At 38.5% G+C, this 16,639-nt stretch carries 12 protein-coding genes and 2 pseudogenes; all 14 read left to right on the top strand.

Annotated elements, in window-relative coordinates:
* The first annotated feature begins 209 nt into the window (after positions 1 to 209).
* Positions 210 to 911, top strand: coding sequence for a DNA alkylation repair protein (locus tag DXC04_RS09790; RefSeq protein ID WP_021859634.1), 702 nt, complete (start codon positions 210 to 212; stop codon positions 909 to 911).
* 144 nt (positions 912 to 1,055) lie between these two features.
* Complete coding sequence (locus DXC04_RS09785) at positions 1,056 to 2,414, top strand: peptide MFS transporter (protein WP_021859633.1); 1,359 nt, start codon at positions 1,056 to 1,058, stop codon at positions 2,412 to 2,414.
* Positions 2,415 to 2,490: 76 nt separating this feature from the next.
* Positions 2,491 to 4,278 (top strand): aminopeptidase P family N-terminal domain-containing protein, encoded by a 1,788-nt coding sequence (locus tag DXC04_RS09780; protein ID WP_118660930.1) that lies wholly within the window; start codon positions 2,491 to 2,493, stop codon positions 4,276 to 4,278.
* Between the two features lie 281 nt (positions 4,279 to 4,559).
* Positions 4,560 to 6,368, top strand: a complete 1,809-nt coding sequence (locus DXC04_RS09775; protein WP_118660929.1) for a GGDEF domain-containing protein — start codon at positions 4,560 to 4,562, stop codon at positions 6,366 to 6,368.
* A 21-nt stretch (positions 6,369 to 6,389) separates the two neighbouring features.
* Positions 6,390 to 7,988 carry a type I restriction-modification system subunit M gene (locus DXC04_RS09770; RefSeq protein ID WP_118288258.1) on the top strand — a complete coding sequence of 533 codons (1,599 nt, stop codon included), beginning with the start codon at positions 6,390 to 6,392 and terminating at the stop codon, positions 7,986 to 7,988.
* 5 nt (positions 7,989 to 7,993) lie between these two features.
* Positions 7,994 to 8,557, top strand: coding sequence for a restriction endonuclease subunit S (locus DXC04_RS09765; RefSeq protein ID WP_199692541.1), 564 nt, complete (start codon positions 7,994 to 7,996; stop codon positions 8,555 to 8,557).
* Between the two features lie 27 nt (positions 8,558 to 8,584).
* Positions 8,585 to 9,178 (top strand): annotated as a pseudogene (locus DXC04_RS09760) (restriction endonuclease subunit S); the annotation flags it as partial.
* 16 nt (positions 9,179 to 9,194) lie between these two features.
* Positions 9,195 to 9,842: a DUF3990 domain-containing protein gene (locus DXC04_RS09755; protein ID WP_118288260.1), complete on the top strand. Its 648-nt coding sequence runs from the start codon at positions 9,195 to 9,197 to the stop codon at positions 9,840 to 9,842.
* 11 nt (positions 9,843 to 9,853) lie between these two features.
* Entirely contained in the window at positions 9,854 to 10,270 is a 417-nt protein-coding gene (locus tag DXC04_RS09750; protein WP_186855653.1) for a hypothetical protein, read from the top strand.
* Complete coding sequence (locus DXC04_RS09745) at positions 10,270 to 10,752, top strand: NADAR family protein (protein WP_118288262.1); 483 nt, start codon at positions 10,270 to 10,272, stop codon at positions 10,750 to 10,752. The genes DXC04_RS09750 and DXC04_RS09745 overlap by 1 nt, the downstream gene beginning before the upstream one ends.
* A 67-nt stretch (positions 10,753 to 10,819) precedes the next feature.
* The gene (locus DXC04_RS09740; RefSeq protein WP_118660926.1) at positions 10,820 to 11,998 is read left to right on the top strand and encodes a restriction endonuclease subunit S; all 1,179 of its coding nucleotides are present in this window, start codon (positions 10,820 to 10,822) and stop codon (positions 11,996 to 11,998) included.
* Positions 11,999 to 12,025: 27 nt separating this feature from the next.
* Positions 12,026 to 12,568 (top strand): annotated as a pseudogene (locus DXC04_RS09735) (restriction endonuclease subunit S); the annotation flags it as partial.
* A 66-nt stretch (positions 12,569 to 12,634) separates the two neighbouring features.
* Positions 12,635 to 15,610, top strand: coding sequence for a type I restriction endonuclease subunit R (locus DXC04_RS09730; RefSeq protein ID WP_118288266.1), 2,976 nt, complete (start codon positions 12,635 to 12,637; stop codon positions 15,608 to 15,610).
* A gap of 65 nt (positions 15,611 to 15,675) precedes the next feature.
* Positions 15,676 to 16,602 (top strand): site-specific integrase, encoded by a 927-nt coding sequence (locus tag DXC04_RS09725; RefSeq protein ID WP_118288267.1) that lies wholly within the window; start codon positions 15,676 to 15,678, stop codon positions 16,600 to 16,602.
* Positions 16,603 to 16,639: the final 37 nt, after the last annotated feature.

Raw genomic sequence — 16,639 nt, 5'->3', positions numbered from 1 at the left:
GAAAATCCTTTTATTTATCTGCGGGTAAGTGAAAGGATTTTTCTTTTACAAAAAAAGCTTGACTTAACGCTAGCTTGAGGCGCTAGAATAATTCTGGCAATTCAAAGAAAGGGAATTTTTTACAATGTATAATATAGAGTTGACTTTAAGTAATGTTATGATTATGTTGTGGAAAATAATAAATGCAATGAATAAGAGGTGGAAATAAAATGAATAAAAAGGCAGTAATTGATAATGTACAAAAAGAACTTTTTGCCATGCAGGACACCGGGTATCGGGATTTCCAGATGAAACTGATGCCTACGGTAGATTCGGAGCGTGTGATCGGAGTAAGGACTCCGGCACTACGTGCATTTGCAAAAAAGTATGGAAAGACAGAAGAAGCAAAACAGTTCGTAGAAGTATTGCCACATCAGTATTATGAAGAGAATAATTTACATGGACTTCTGCTGGAACAGGGGAAAAATTACGAAAAATGTGTAAAAGATCTGGATCGTTTTCTTCCCTATGTGGATAACTGGGCGACCTGTGATCTTCTGGCCGTGAAAATCGTAAAGAAACATCTGGATCTATTTATTAAAGAGGTTTACCGTTGGATGGAATCGGAGCATACTTATACGATCCGTTTTGGGATAAATATGCTGATGCGCTATTATCTGGAAGATGAATTTAAGCTGGAATATCCGGAAAAAGTTGCAGCTATCCGGTCGGAAGAATACTATGTCAACATGATGCGTGCCTGGTATTTTGCAACTGCGCTGGCGAAGCAGTATGAAGCAATTATTCCTTATCTGGAAGAGAAGCGGATGGATACGTGGACGCACAATAAGACAATCCAGAAAGCGATCGAGAGCTACCGGATAACGCCAGAACAGAAGGTATATCTGCGGACGTTGCGTGTGAAAAAGTAAATATTTTAACCTATAAGTTTTTCTTCTTTTGGTATATGTTTTCAATATTGGAAATTATCGGATTAAAGCGATAAAATCAATTATATCAGCTGCCGGGGAGGGGAATACCGGCGCGTAACAAGAGAAAAGAGAGGTTAAAAAGAAATGGAGACAAAGAAAAAGGGATTTCCTACGGCATTCTGGACATGTGCCGCAACCGAGATCTTTGAGCGTCTGTCTTACTATCTGGGACGTTCACTGATCCTGATTTTCGCAACAGCAACCGTAGCAACAGGAGGACTTGGACTGTCCGACACTGTTGCAGCAAATATGCAGTCGAACTTGACCGCATTTTCTTATCTGCTTCCGTTATTCGGAGGAATCGTAGTTGACCGTTATATCGGTGCAAAATATACGACACCGGTCGGTATGATGATTGCCGGAGTCGGATATTACATGGGTTCTGTGGCAACAACAGCAACTGGTGTTTACGCCATGATCTTCCTTGTAAGTTTAGGTCTTGCGTTATTTAAAAACGGACCGATCATCGGACGAGTTATCACTGAAAAAGAGCAGATGGACCCGGCGTTCGCTATGCGTTACACACTTGTAAATGTCGGTGCATTCATAGGTACTTTCCTTGTAGGTATTCTTTACAAAGATGTATTTGCAAAAGACGGAGTATTAGGATTTGCTCCTTGCTTTAAAATTGCAGCACTGATCATGTTCCTTGGAGCATGCTGGTATTTCTTCGTATGCTGGCGTTTCCTCGGAGATGTTGGAAAACGTCCGTTCAAGAAGACAAAGACACAGGAAGAGCTTGCAATTGATGCAGAAAAAACAGTAGAAGAGAAAAAAGAGACGAAAAAAGAGCCACTTACTACGATTGAGAAAAAACGTATCGGTGCGATCCTTATTGCATCTCTGTTCTCCATTATTTTCTGGATCTTCTGGTATCTTGGATACCTTCCGGTATATTATTACTGGGCAGATAACATGAACTGGGTAGTTGCAGGCTATGAAGTTCCATCTACATGGTTTGATGCAGCAAACTCAATGTTCTGTGTAATCTTAGGACCTGTGACAGCAGCACTCTGGAGAAAGCTGGCTGCAAGACCGCAGGGAGACATGAGTCTGTTCAGAAAGACAGGACTTGGAATTGCGATCATCGGACTTGGATACATCTTCTATGCAGTAATTGATATTGCAAGAGGCGGACACAAAGCAAGCGTATTATGGCTGATCGTATTCGCATTCCTTCTGACACTTGGAGAGATGTTCTTCTCACCACTGGGACATTCATTCATCAGTAAATATTCCCCAAGCCGTTACCTGGCGCTGATGATGTCTATGTGGGGATTTGCAACATTTATCGCAGCTAAGAGCTACGGTCCGGTATACGGAATCTTATTTGGTGGAAATATTCCATTCAAGACAGCATGTATCGGAATTGCCGTTGTATCTTTTGTGGCAGCAGCAATTATGATCGCGTTAGACAAACGATTATCCGCGTTAGTAGATTAATAATGAATTTTATGAGCTATATATTTCGTGCAGAATTATATAGCTCATGTAATATAACAGAAAAGAGGTATGTTTCATGGGAGTAAAAGAAAGACTTAGTTGTCTCAGAAAATTAATGGAAGAAAAAGGAATTGACTTTTATGTAATTCCGACTGCAGATTTTCATCAGAGTGAGTATGTAGGAGAATATTTCAAGGCACGTAAATATATGACTGGATTTTCCGGATCTGCAGGAACAGCTGTAATCTCAAAAGACTGGGCAGGAATGTGGACAGACGGAAGATATTTTATCCAGGCGGCAAAACAGATGGAAGGTACAACCGTAGAGCTTATGAAAATGCGTGAGCCGGGAGTTCCGACTATCGAAGAATATTTAGAAGAACACCTGCCGGAAAATGGTGTGATCGGATTTGATGGACGTGTTGTATCTATGGGAGAAGGTCTTGGATATGAGACAATTGCTCGAAAGAAAAACGGAGGAATTGTTTACGAATATGATCTGGTAGATCAGTTCTGGGAGGATCGCCCGAAACTTTCTGAAGAGCCTGCATTTATTCTTGAGGAGAAATATGCAGGAGAATCCGTAGCTGATAAATTAAAGAGAATCCGTGAAGTAATGAAAGAAGAAGGAGCAGATATACATATTCTTACAACACTGGACGATATCTGCTGGACTCTGAACATGCGTGGAAATGATATTGATTTCTTCCCAATGGTATTGTCTTATGCAGTCATTACAATGGATGAAATGTTATTATATATTGATGAGAGAAAATTATCTGATGAAATGAAAGCTATTTATGCAAAAGATGGTGTTACAATTCATCCGTATAATGCAATATATGAAGATATGAAACATCTTTCTATAGAAAATACAGCACTTCTGGATGCGTCAAAGACTAATTATGCAATTTATAAGAACATTCCGGAAGAAATGAAAAAAGTAGACACACGCAATCCGGAGATTCTTTTTAAAGCAATTAAGAATCCGGTAGAGATTGAAAATATCCGTAAAGCACAGATCAAAGACAGCATTGCACATGTTCGTTTTATGAAATGGTTAAAAGAAAATGTAGGTAAGATGAAGATTACAGAGATGAGCGCATCTGACAAGCTGGATGAATTGCGTATAGAGCAGGGAAATTTCATCCGTCCAAGTTTTGAACCAATCAGTGCATATGGAGAACATGCAGCACTTTGCCATTACACATCATCAAAAGAGACAGACGTAGAGCTGAAAGAAGGAAATGTATTCTTAACAGATACAGGAGCTGGATTCTACGAAGGATCTACAGATATTACAAGAACCTATGTATTAGGTGAGATCCCGAATATTATGAAAGAGCACTTTACACTGGTAGCAATCAGTAATCTCCAGCTTGCAAGCGCAAAAATGTTAAAAGGCTGCAATGGAATGAATCTGGATATTCTGGCAAGAAAGCCGTTCTGGGATAGAGCATTGAACTTTAATCATGGAACCGGACATGGTATGGGTTACCTGCTAAATATCCATGAAGGACCGACAAATTTCCGCTGGGCATATCGCAAAAATGATACTCACCAGTTTGAACCGGGAATTGTTATTACAGATGAGCCGGGAATTTATTTTGAAGGTTCCCACGGAGTCCGTCTGGAAAATGAACTTCTTGTAAAAGAATGGAAGAAGAATGAATATGGAGAATTCCTCTGCTTTGAGACAATCACATACGTACCAATGGATCTTGACGGAATCAAAGCGGACATGATGTCTGAAGAAGAGAAACGTCTTCTGAATGATTATCATGCACTGGTATATGAAAAAATTGCGCCACATCTTAACGAAGAGGAAAGAGAATGGCTGAAGAAATATACAAGAGCGATTTAAGAAAGTTTTTCATATTACAATTAGAATAAATCATTATACATCTTTCAACAAAGCGGGGTTCTTTACGTAAAGTAAAGGACCTCGTTTCTATATATTAGCAAGATATTCAAGAAATTATCTGACCTCTTTTTTATGACTATAACAATAATTATGCTATAATAAAAGTGACTTAGTTTGTGAAGATTAATTACTTTTTGCTATGACAATGGAGAATGTAAGAACCTGTGATCACAAAATATACAAAAGACCGACAATAAAGATAACGGATGGAAAGTTAGAGTATGGGATTTGGAAAAAAGCAAGTGGAAAAAAGAAAATGGATGAAAGTGATCTGCCTGATTATTTTTATCCTGATATCGGCGCTATTTCTGGAAGACCGGCTTCTCGATTATGTAAATAACCGGAATATAAGGAATACTTCGGAAGTTCTGCTGGATCAGGTGGCAGGGATCATTGAGAGAAATACAGATGACGAAAAAGAGATGATCCAGTCGTTGAAGGAAGATTATATGGTGCGGGCAAAGGCGGTAGCATATATTCTGGATGCAAATGAGAAGACAGAGCATGATGTGCCGGAACTACAGAAGATTGCGAAGCTGATGTCTGTCGATGAAGTGCATCTGTTTGATAAGAGCGGTAAGGTTTACAGCGGAACGGTGCCGAAATACTACGGATATAATTTCAGCTCCGGCAAGCAGATCGCATATTTTAAACCAATGTTGAAAAATAAAAAGCTTACGATGTGTCAGGATGTGACACCGAATACATCAGAAGGAAAGAAGATGATGTATGTGATCACATGGAATGATGCAGGAACCCGTATGATCCAGGTAGGTGTAGAGCCGGTGCGTCTTCTGGAAAAACTGAAACGAAATGAAATAAAATCCGTTGTCAGCAATATGCCGGTGTATGAAGGAATCGACATCTATGTAGCAGACAGAAAAAGCGGAAAGATTTATGGTGCAACGGATTCCAGAAAGATTGGCAATAAACTGAAACAGTTAAAAATCAGCAAGAGCAGAAGTGTTTCACGGAATATCGACGGCTATACAGTCGGAGTGGTATACGATATGACACATCTTAACGGAAGTAATGCAGTGGCAATGCTGAGTGTGATGTTGTATCTGCTTATTGCAACGATTATACTTCTGATTATGATCGCAAGAGTATTGAGAATAAACAGGGAAAAGGAAGAGCAGTATGCAGTGCTGGCAACGATGGCAGGGCGCAACCACAGTATGTATGTGATCAAACTTAGGGAAAATAAGATCATGCGTTATGGCGGAGCTGAAATCGGTGAAGAAAATATAGAAGGAAGTTATTATGAAGATGCAGATGTGCGTCTGCGTGCGCTTCTGGAAAATAGAACCGCAGAAGAGTACCGGGAGGCAGCAGGAGAATTTGTAGATCTGCATACACTTCCTGAACGAATGGAAGGAGAGAAATATATAGCCGGAGATTTTATAGGAACAACGCTTGGCTGGTTCCAAGCGTCGTTTATTGCGATTCAGCAGGATGAAGAACAACGTCCGGTGAGTGTAATATTTGCGGTGCGAAGTATTGAATATGAAAAACGGAAAGAAGAGCAGCTGCTCCGGTCATCCACTACAGACGAGCTGACAAGATGCTATAACCGGCGTGCCTATGAGCAGGATATAAAGAAACTGACAGCAGATAAGAAATTCCTGTATCTGTCCGCGGATGTAAATGGTCTGAAAGCGGTCAATGACCGGCTGGGACATGCCGCCGGAGATGAGTTGCTCTGCGGTGTTGCAGGCTGCATGAAACAGAGCTTTGAAGATTATGGAAAAGTCTACCGTATCGGCGGTGATGAATTTGTCACAATCCTGTTTACAGATGAGGAACAGTTTGGGATTATTAAGCAGAATTTTGATTTGCTTGTGGATAACTGGTCCGGTGACACAGTGCCACATATGAGTGTCTCCTGCGGAGCAGTCTGGAGTGATGAACGGCAGTGGAAGTCTGTCTGTGAGATTGCGAAGCTCGCAGACCAGCGGATGTATGAGAAGAAAGCGAAGCATTATGCGAGACGGAAGAGCGACTTCCAGAACTGGATGTATAAGCGATAAATAAAGATGGAGGAAAGATAGATGGCGGAGGTAGAAAACAGTAAAGATTTAATCAGTGTGTTATGGAGCGGAGCGGATATTCTCCGCTCAAAGATGGATGCAAACGAATATAAAAATTATCTGTTAGGAATTGTATTTTACAAATATTTGTCAGATGCATTTTTGATCAAAGTATATGATCTGCTTTATGATGAAAGACCAGAGACGATGAAAGCCGCATTAGATGCATATATAGAAGCATTAGAGGATGAGAGTGCGGAAGAGTTAAAAGAGGAACTGAAAGACGAATGTCATTACATTATTGAGCCGGACTTAACTTATACCAGCTTTGCAGATGCAGCGAAAAATAATGCATTCAACAGAGAACAGTTGCAGAAAGGATTCAACAATATCGAACAGAGTGATCTAATATTTGCGGACCTTTTTACAGATATTGATCTGTATTCCAATCGTTTAGGAAACGGAGATCAGAAGCAAAGTGACACTATCGCAAATCTGATTAAAGAAATTGACAAAGCAGACTTGTTAAATTCCGATGCAGAGATTCTTGGGAATGCATATGAATATCTGATTGGACAGTTTGCGTCAGAGACAGGAAAAAAAGCCGGAGAGTTCTATACACCGCAGGCAGTATCAAAGATCTTGACGAAAATTGCGATCGCCGGTCAGGAAGACAGAAAAGGACTTTCCGTATATGATCCGTGTATGGGATCAGGCTCATTATTGTTAAATGCAAAGAAATATGCGAAAGAGCCGGAATATATCAAATACTACGGACAGGAGTTGAATACTTCAACTTACAATCTCGCAAGAATGAATATGTTCTTACATGGTATCACACCGGAGAATCAGAACCTTCGGAATGGTGATACTCTGGATGGAGACTGGCCTACCGGAGAAGAGACAGATTTCCATATGGTACTTATGAATCCTCCGTATTCAGCAAAATGGAGTGCGGCAGCAGGTTTCTTACAGGATGAAAGATTCAGCGACTATGGCGTGTTAGCACCAAAGTCAAAAGCAGATTATGCATTCTTGCTTCATGGATTGTATCATTTGAAGAGTAATGGAACAATGGCGATTGTACTGCCTCATGGTGTGTTGTTCAGAGGGGCAGCAGAAGGGAAAATAAGAGAAAAATTACTTCGCTCAGGTAATATCTATGCAGTTATTGGGTTGCCTGCAAATCTCTTTTACAATACATCTATTCCGACTTGTATTATCGTATTGAAAAAGCACAGAGATGGCAGAGATGTCCTTTTTATAGATGCATCTAAGAAGTTTGAAAAAGGAAAGAAACAGAATGCCATGACAGATGATCATATCGATGAAGTGTTGGAGTTATATTCCAATAGAGAGACGGTAGAAAAAGAGGCATTTCTTGCAAGCTTTGAAGATATCGAAAAGAATGATTTTAACCTGAATATTCCGCGTTATGTAGATACTTTTGAAAAAGAAGAAGATGTAGATCTGAATGCACTTTTAACAGATATGAAGAAGACAGATGAAGAACTGGAACAGGTGCAGGGAGAGTTTTTATCACTTCTTAAGGATTTAACTTCGAATGATGAGACAATTATGTCATCACTGAACGACCTGATTGTAAAGATTGAGGGGTGATGGATATGGCAAAACCAAAGATTAGATTTAATGGGTATACAGAAGATTGGGAACAGCGTAAGGTTGGAGAATTGCTTGAAGAACGTAACGAACAAGCTCCTATGAGTGAGGACTATCCTTTGATGGCATTTATTGCTAATCAGGGAGTGGCACCAAAAGGAGAGCGATATGACCGTAGTGCTTTAGTAAATGATGAAACAGGAAAAAAATATAAAAGAACAGAATTTGGAGATTTTATATATAGCTCAAATAATTTAGAGACTGGTTCAATAGGACTGAATAAATACGGAAATGCTTGTATTTCACCAGTTTATAGCATATTTAAGCCAACAGGAAAAGCTGAATTGGATTTCCTTGGACGAAGATTTCTTAGAAAAGATTTTATAAATGAAATGGTTAGATGGCGCCAGGGGGTCGTCTATGGACAATGGAAAATTCATGAAACAGATTTCATGAAGATTGAAGTAAGAATACCAAGTGTAGATGAGCAAAAGAAAATAGGTCAATATTTTGATTCTCTCGATAACCTCATCACTCTTCACCAGTGCAAGTGTATGACGAGTAGATGAAGAACAAAAAACGTTTGGGAACAGCGTAAGTTGGGAGATATACTAATTGGCTTGCAGAATAATACACTTTCCAGAGCTGAGTTATCGACTGAGGCAGGAGTTGCAAAGAACGTTCACTATGGTGATGTACTGATCAAGTTTGGAGAAGTCTTGGATGTAAGCAAAGAGAAGCTTCCAATGATTTCAGATGAGAGCGTGTTATCAAAATATAAATCATCATTTTTGCAAAATGGAGATGTAATTATTGCCGATACTGCTGAGGACTCAACTGTTGGAAAATGCAGTGAAATAGCCGGATTGGATGATGAAGTCGTGTTGTCTGGATTACATACTATTCCATACAGACCGATAGAAAAATTTGCTTCTGGGTACTTGGGATATTATCTAAACTCCAGTGCTTATCATAATCAGTTGCTACCTTTGATGCAGGGAATTAAGGTTACATCAATTTCAAAAGCTGCTATGCAGGATACCGATATTGTTTATCCTAAATCAGTGAAAGAACAGGGAAAGATTGGTGATTATTTTAGAAACCTCGACTATCTCATCACTCTTCACCAGCGCAAGTGTGATGAACTAAAAGAAGTTAAGAAATTTATGTTACAAAACATGTTTGTTTAAGGAAAAGGGCGAGAAAATGGGAAAAATAACTTTATTTCATGGAACACCTGATAAAATTGTAGTTCCGACATATGGACTTGGTGAGAAAAGACATGATTATGGAATTGGATTTTACTTAACGGACAATATAGATCTTGCTAAGGAATGGGCTGTTTGCAGACCGAATGAGAAAAATGGCTGGGTTCATCAATATGAATTGGGCACAGAAGGTCTGAAAATATTAGATTTTCAAGAAAAAGATGTGTTGGCGTGGCTTGCAGAATTGATGAAACATAGAGATGCAGCAGATTCTAAGCGTTATCGTATGTTGGCAGCAAAGTTTATTGAAAAATATGGTGTGGATGCAAGTGATTATGATGTTATAAAAGGTTGGAGAGCAAACGCTTCTTACTTTTATATCGCAAAAGAGTTTGTAAGAGACAATATTGATCTTGAAATATTACCGGAGTTGCTTTCATTGGGCGGTCTTGGCATTCAATATTGTATTAAATCTGAGCGGGCATATTCTAAATTGCAGGAAGTAGAAGAAAAGTTACTGCCGGTTGATTACAAGGAATATAGCCAAAAGTATAATGAACGTGATATAACGGCAAGACGAAAGATGCGAGAATTAGTAGATTCTGATGCAAATAAAGTAACAAATGTATTTAGTACATTATTTTAGGAGAGATGACAATGAAGGCATATGCAGAAGAGTATTTGAATGATGTTGTAGAAAATCAGGGAAAGTTGTTTGATTATGTGGCGCAGAATTTTCCTGATAAAGATACAGAAGAATTTATCAACTTTTATATGAAAAGTAAGACAAGAAAAAGTATTGATGAATCGCAGGCATATGTAAATACGATGGATTATAAGGAATTATGGAATTATTTTCAAAAAACAGATCAGTATAAATTGGAAGCTGGAAAAGGTCTTGATGGTTTTATGCCGGATTGGATTGGCGAGTTTTATGCGTATTATCAATGGTATTACAATATGCCGAGTTCAGAAGTTATTCAGAAGATTCCAGTAGACTTTTTGGAAAAGGCGTATTCTGGGCTTCATGATCTGGAACTGGATCTGGCAGTAAAAAAAGTAGGTGAAGTGTAATGCAGATTATTTGCTTTCACAATCCAGATGAAGAGAACGGATACTTAAGTAATTGGTATCCGTCTAATTTTATAGTTGATGGTGTTCATTTTTCGTCCATGGAACAGTTTATGATGTATCGGAAAGCAATTTGTTTTCAAGATGAATGCATTGCAGAGCAGATACTCGACACGAAAGATGTAGCAGAGATCAAAGCGTTAGGACGTGCAGTAAAAGATTATGATGAAAACTATTGGAATGGAGTAAGACAGGTTATTGTATACGAAGGATTGCTTGCAAAGTTTTCACAGAATGACGAGCTGAAAGATAACCTTGTAAATACTGGGAATGTGATATTAGCAGAATGTGCAGTGAAAGATCGAATCTGGGGTATTGGATTGTCTATGAAAGATGAAAATAGATACGACAAGAGCAAGTGGAGAGGAGAAAATTTGCTTGGATATACACTGATGATGGTGCGAGAGCGATTGAATTTAGAATAATCGTATGTATTGTGATATAGGTGATAATAGTGTTACATACTGCGATAAAGCGTAAGTAGGCAAGTTTTTGCGAATTAAAATAGATGGGTGGGAACAGCGTAAGTTAAACGAGATTGCCGATAAGGTATCAGAGAAGAATAAAAATAATGAATTTTCAGAGCCGTTTACAAACTCAGCAGAACAGGGAATCATTAGCCAGAAGGATTATTTTGATAGAGAGATTGTAAACAATGAAAATCTGAATGGTTATTATATTGTCAGGAATGATGACTTTATTTATAATCCAAGAATTTCTGTAACGGCTCCTGTTGGACCGATAAATCGTAACAGACTTGGTAGAAATGGCGTAATGTCGCCACTTTATACGGTATTTAGAACTCATGATATAGATAATTTGTATTTGGAATTTTATTTCAAAACTACGAGGTGGCATCGCTTCATGAAACTAAACGGAGATTCAGGTGCTCGATTTGACAGATTTACGATTTCGTCAACACAGTTTATGGAAATGCCAATTCCATATCCGACTTTAGAGGAGCAGCAAAAAATTGGGGAGTATTTTGAGTCTCTCGACCACCTCATCACTCTTCACCAACGTAAGTGTGAGCAGACAAAAACATTAAAAAAATATATGCTTCAAAAAATGTTTCCACAAGATGGTGAAAAAGTTCCACAGATAAGATTTGAAGGATTTACGGAAGATTGGGAACAGCGTAAGTTGGGAGATTTAGTCGATCGTGTTACAAGAAAAAATCAAGATTTAGTCTCAGAGTTACCACTTACAATATCAGCTCAATATGGACTTATTGATCAAAATGAATTCTTTGATAAGAGAGTTGCTAGTAAAGATGTCAGTGGTTACTACCTGATTGAGAATGGAGAGTTCGCTTATAATAAAAGCACTTCAACAGATGCACCTTGGGGAGCTATTAAAAGGCTGGATCGTTATGAAAATGGCGTATTATCAACACTTTATATCATATTTGGAATAAAAGAAAATAATCCCGTAGATTCCGATTTCTTGGTATCGTATTACAGCACAAATCTGTGGCATAAAGGTATTCATGAGATTGCTGCAGAAGGAGCGAGAAATCATGGACTTTTGAATATTGCGCCGGCAGATTTTTTTGCAACAAGGCTGATGATACCACAAGATATAGAAGAACAAAAAAAGATTGGAAAGTATTTTATAGAGTTAGAAGCACTCATCACTCTTCACCAACGCAAGTGTATGACGAGTAGATGAAGAACAAAAAACGTTTGGGAACAGCGTAAGTTAGGGGATATTGCATCATCTTTTGAATACGGATTGAATGCAGCAGCGAAAGAATATGATGGAGAAAATAAATATATTAGAATTACAGATATTGACGATAACACACATGAGTTTTTAACAGACAATCTCACTTCCCCAGATATTGATTTAACTGGTGCAGATAATTATAAACTAACTGAAGGAGATATTTTATTTGCAAGAACAGGTGCAAGTGTCGGAAAATCTTATATTTACAGGAATTCAGATGGATTAGTTTACTATGCAGGATTCTTGATTCGAGCAAGAATTAAAGAAGAATATGATGCGGAATTTGTATTTCAGAATACTTTGACAGATAGATATAACAAGTATATTGCTGTGACTTCTCAACGTTCTGGACAGCCCGGAGTAAATGCACAGGAATATGCAGAATTTGAAATTGAAGTTCCCAAAAAGGAAGAACAGACCAAAATCGGAACATATTTCCGCAACATTGACCATCTCATCACTCTTCACCTTCGTAAGCAGGACAAACGTAAAAAAGGGTCAAAAAACACTTGAAATCAGTGTAAGTATAAAATAAATAATGTATATTAGATACATAGAATCACAAAGGAGACAAAAATTATGCCTGAATTAGAGTCAATGATAGAACAAAAGTTAATTGAACAACTGGTATATGGAGATTCGCAGTGGACATATCGACCGGATTTGAAGACGGAAGAGGATTTGTGGGCGAATTTCCGGTATATTCTGGAACAGAATAATAAGGAGCGATTGGATGGAGAGCCTTTAACAGATACCGAGTTTGAACAGGTGAAGAACCAGTTGCAGTTTTCATCCTTCTATAAAGCGGGAGAATGGCTTGTTGGAGAGAACGGTAAGGTTCAGGTACATGTGCAGAGAGATACGAAGAGATTACATCTCGTAGTGATGAATCACGAGCATATTGCAGGGGGAAGCAGTGTGTATGAGGTGATTAATCAATACAGTGCATTGAAGACAGAGGAAGACGGACGTAATCGCAGATTTGATGTAACGCTGATGATTAATGGACTTCCGATGATTCATATAGAATTAAAGAATAAGCAGCATTCTTATATGGATGGATTCTGGCAGATTAAGAAATATATCGGAGAAGGGAAGTTTACTGGAATTTTCTCTGCGGTACAGATGTTTGTAATCAGCAATGGCGTAAATACAAAGTATTTTTCTGCAGCAAGCGACACGGAATTAAATGAAAAATTTATCAGTGGATGGCTGGATCAGGATAATAATCCGGTATCTGATTATATTGAGTTCGCAAAGAGTGTACTGCGCATCCCGGAAGCGCATGAGATGATTGCGAGATATACGGTATTAGATGAAGATGCGAAACGATTAATATTATTGCGGCCGTATCAGATTCATGCGATTGAAGCAATACGAGAGGCTTCCAAGACAGGGAAGTCTGGTTATGTCTGGCATACAACGGGTTCAGGTAAGACGTTGACTTCGTATAAGGCAACCCGTAACCTGCTGATGGACATTCCGTCTTTGGATAAAACGATTTTCTTAATTGACCGAAAGGATCTGGATACACAGACAACAATGGCATTTCAGGCATATGCCAACAATGATCTGATCGACGTAAATGAGACAGACAATGTAAATGATTTGAAGAAAAAATTAAAATCAGAAGACCGGCAGGTAATCGTTACAACCATCCAAAAGCTGCAACGATTAATTACAAAGAGATTGCAGGAAGGAACGCCGGAATATAACAAGATTAAAAATCTGAGGATTGCATTTGTAGTAGATGAGTGTCACAGAGCAGTTACACCGGGAACGAAGAGAGAACTGGAGAGATTTTTTGGAAAATCATTATGGTATGGCTTCACTGGAACACCAAGATTTTCAGAAAATCCTTATCCGAAGATGGGTGATCTGCCGCGCACAACAGACGAATTATACGGAGAACGTTTACACAGATATACGATACAAAATGCAATCCATGATAATGCGGTTCTTGGCTTTCAGGTAGAGCATAATGGACCGAAGACGATGTCTGATGAAACAGATAGTAAATTGTATGATAATGAAGCACATATGTTAAAAGTTCTGGATGTGATTTTGAACAAGTCCTATCATAAATTGGGATTCCAGAATGGAAAAGGTAAGACGTATGAGGCATTGCTGACAACAAGTTCGATTCCTCTGGCGCAGAAGTATTATGAATTATTAACGAAAGTAAAAGAAGGAAATACTCCATTGCGGATTGATGAAAAGATCCGGCAGGTACTTCCTGATTTTCCGAAATTTGCAATTACATATTCTGTGACGGAAAATGAAGAAGGTTCACAGGTAAATCAGCAGAAGATGCAGAAATCGTTGGATGATTATAACAATATGTTTGGGACAAAATTTGATCTGGCACAGATCCAGTCTTACAATGGCAATCTGAATAAAAGGCTTGCGAGAAAAGATCCTAAATTTAAGAGACGACATGAACAATTGGATCTGGTAATTGTAGTTGATCGATTGCTGACAGGATTTGATGCCCCTTGTATGTCTACGATGTTTATTGACAGACAACCTATGGGACCGCATGATCTGATACAGGCATTTTCGCGAACAAATCGTATTTTCGATAAGAATAAAACATATGGACAGATTGTTACATTTCAGGCTCCGAAGCTTTTCAAAGAGAGTGTAGATAACGCAGTAAAATTGTATTCCGCAGGTGGTACAAATGATTCTATTCTGGCAGAATGGGACGAGGTGGAAAAGGCATTCCGTACAGCGCTGAAAGCGCTTCGTATTGCAGCAGGAGCGCCGACAGCTATACCGGGAATGTCATTGGCTGAAAAGAAAGTATTTGCAAAAATATTTCAGACATTTGACCGGTTATTTGCACAGCTTAAATCGTTTTCAAATTACAGTGACAAGCTGTTGGAAGAATATGATATTACAGAAGAAGAGTACGAAGATTATGTAGCGCATTATAAAAATGTAATAGAAGAGATAAAAAGAGAAAAAGAAGAAGGAAATGATGGCGGAGAAGATGAAGAGGAAACGTCAGACTTAGATTCAGAGTATGAGCTGATGGCATACAGTAATACGAAAATTGATTATGAGTACATTATCAATTTGATTCAGAATATTGTATCACCGGGAGAAGATGAAGAGGATATTTCACCAGAGGAAAGACAGAAGCAGATAGATGAAGTTAAGCAATATATAGCAGAATTACGAAATGGTAATCCGAAGATGGCAGATATTATGTCAAATCTGGTTTCAGAGATTGAAGTGGACGCAGACAGGTATAAAGGACATTCGATTTTGAACATAGTAGAAACAACAAAGCAGAAATACATTGAAAACAGGATTTCTGACTTTTGTGAGAAGTGGTATGCGGAACCTGATGATGTTATGTATGCTGCCATGCATTACAGAAACGATGAGATACCGAATGAAGGTGTTATAAAAGCTACAATTGATTATACATGTTATAAGGCAAATGCAGAAAAAGCGGTTCCGAAGTTCAAATACTATAAGATGTGTATGGATGAATTAAAAGAGGTCTTAGATACCGAAATTAAGCCTTTAATTAATCCATTGTAAAGCAAGGTGAAGGTGTAGTTTTATGTTTATATCAGCGTGAGTTATTTCGGGAAAGGAAAAGGCTTATGATAAATGATATGAACAGGACATTGCTTTTCAGTGAATATTTTCAGCAATGGATTGATATTTACAAGAAAGGCGCAATCCGGGAAGCGACTATGGCAAAATACCGTATGACACAGAGATGGGTAGAGAAGCTTATGCCGGAGTTAAAAGTTGCGGAGCTGAACAGAACAGCATATCAGCAATTATTGAATGCATACGCAAAAGAACACGAGCGCCAGACAACATTGGATTTTCACCATCAGTTAAAGGGAGCGATTTTAGATGCGGTTGACGATGGTCTGATTGAAAGAGATCCAACCAGAAAAGCAATCATTAAAGGGAAAACGCCGAGAGTCAAAAAGATTAAATATTTAAGTCAATTCGAGTTACATACTTTGATTTCTGATCTGGATCTCAAAGAAGAACCGAATTGGGACTGGTTTATTTTACTGGTCGCGAAAACAGGAATGCGTTTTTCAGAAGCACTTGCGATTACGCCGGGAGATTTTGATTTTGCAAGACAGACATTATCTATCAGTAAAACATGGGACTACAAGGGCGAAGGTGGTTTCCTGCCAACAAAGAATAAATCTTCGGTTAGAAAAATCCAGATTGACTGGCAGATTGTTGTAAAATTTTCAGAGTTGATTAAAGGACTGCCGGAAGATCAGCCGATCTTTGTAGGTGAATCGAAAATATATAATTCTACAGTGAATGATGCATTAACCAGACATTGCAGAGAATGCGGGATATCGGAGATTTCGATTCATGGCTTAAGACACACCCATGCCTCGCTATTGCTATTTGCAGGTGTTTCAATAGCGAGTGTTGCTCGAAGACTTGGACATGCCAGCATGACAACAACACAGAAAACGTATTTACACATTATTCAGGAACTTGAAAACAAAGATGTAGATCTGGTAATGCGAACATTATCTGGATTGTAAAAATTAAAGTAGAAATACTTACGCTGATTTTATGGAA

The organism is Dorea sp. OM07-5 (assembly GCF_003481355.1).
Classification (GTDB): Bacteria; Bacillota; Clostridia; order Lachnospirales; family Lachnospiraceae; genus Dorea_D; species Dorea_D hominis.
This window is presented reverse-complemented; position numbering and strand designations above follow the sequence as displayed.